2 protein-coding genes are annotated in these 822 nt (G+C 77.4%); both read left to right on the forward strand.

The window, feature by feature from the left end; translation table 11 throughout:
- Positions 1 to 45 precede the first annotated feature (45 nt).
- On the forward strand, positions 46 to 378 hold the full coding sequence (locus E9565_RS21920; RefSeq protein ID WP_236836730.1) for a hypothetical protein: 333 nt from the start codon (positions 46 to 48) through the stop codon (positions 376 to 378).
- 119 nt (positions 379 to 497) lie between these two features.
- On the forward strand, positions 498 to 822 hold a 325-nt coding region (locus E9565_RS21925), incomplete at its 3' end, for a nucleoside hydrolase (RefSeq protein WP_236836729.1).

The raw sequence follows: 822 nt of genomic DNA on the forward strand, positions 1-822 counted from the left end.
TCGGCCGGGCGCGGCGGCAACGTCACCGCCGCCGCCGAGTTCAACATCTGGTCCGACCCAGAGGCGGCCCAGGTGGTGCTCTCCTCCGCGGTGCCCACCAGCGTGCCGGCCGGCTCGTGCAGGGCACGGTCGGCGCGCAGGGCGGCGGAGGCGGGCCCGATGGCCGGCCGGCTGCTGCTCATGTCGCCTCCCGAAGTCGTGTCCGCAGCAGGGGAAGGTGCCGCGGACAAGGAGGAACGTAGGGACCGGCGGGCCCGCGGACCGGTTCCCGGGACACCCCTCCGGAACCGCGTGACCGAACCGTTGCCGGGGGCCGCCGCGGCGGCCGGTGACCCCTCCTCCGGCGCGTGTCCTTGTCGATTCGACGGGGCCCCGTGAGCGTGGAACGGGTCCCCCGGGCCATCGGTCACCTCGGGGCGGCACCGGCGCGCCCGGCGTGTCGGGGTCCGCACCCGGAGGCCGCCCGGGTCGGCCGGGGCCCCTGGGAGGATGCGCGGGTGACCGACCGCACCCCCCTGGTGATCGACACCGACCCGGGCATCGACGACGCCCTCGCCATCCTGCTGGCACTGGCCAGCCCGGAGGTCGACCTCCGGCTCGTCACCACCGTGCACGGCAACGTGGAGCTGGCCCAGGTCACCGAGAACGCCCTGCGGGTGCTGCACCTCGCCGGTCGCTCCGACGTGCCGGTCGCCGCCGGCGCGCGGAGCTCGCTGGTCCACCCGCAGCCGGAGCGCGCCGGGCACGTGCACGGGGCCGCGGGTCTGGGTGGTGTGGAGCTGGCGCCGTCGCCCGCCGCGGCCGCCCGGCGGCGCCGGATCA

The sequence above is a fragment of the Blastococcus sp. KM273129 genome (assembly GCF_021698995.1).
Lineage (GTDB): Bacteria > Actinomycetota > Actinomycetes > Mycobacteriales > Geodermatophilaceae > Blastococcus.